Genomic DNA, 379 nt, shown 5'->3' with positions numbered 1-379 from the left:
ACGAAAACTGAAGGTCGTCTGCCGTCGTGGGGCGATATGGAACTCGTCGAAGCGACCGAGAACGACCTCGGCGCCCTCGTCGACCGATGGTTCGGCCTCGCGACGGCGATGGAGCCGTACTCGGAGCTGAACGAGATCGTCTACGAGGACGCGACGGACGTTCCGGACGACGGCTTTCGCGCGCACCTCGAAGAGCCGTCGATAACCGACTACCTCGTCGTCGTCAACGGCGAGACCGTCGGGTTCGTCACCCTCGAAACCGGCAGTCGTCCCTCCCGAAAGCGGTCCAGATACCTCAGCATCGTGAACGTCGAAATCGACGCGGAACACCGAAGCCGTGGGTACGGCACGGCGGTCGTGGAACGGGTGGAGGCGATGG

1 protein-coding gene is annotated in these 379 nt (G+C 63.9%); it reads left to right on the top strand.

Features of this window, described 5'->3' with window-relative positions; all coding sequences use genetic code 11:
* Positions 1–36 precede the first annotated feature (36 nt).
* A partial coding sequence (locus tag EXE44_RS18520; protein WP_137718084.1) for a GNAT family N-acetyltransferase occupies positions 37–379 on the top strand: 343 nt, incomplete at its 3' end.

The organism is Halorubrum sp. SS7 (assembly GCF_005435055.1).
GTDB lineage: Archaea > Halobacteriota > Halobacteria > Halobacteriales > Haloferacaceae > Halorubrum > Halorubrum salinarum.
The sequence above is the reverse complement of the archived record's forward strand: the minus strand, read 5'-3'. Positions and strand labels throughout refer to the sequence as shown.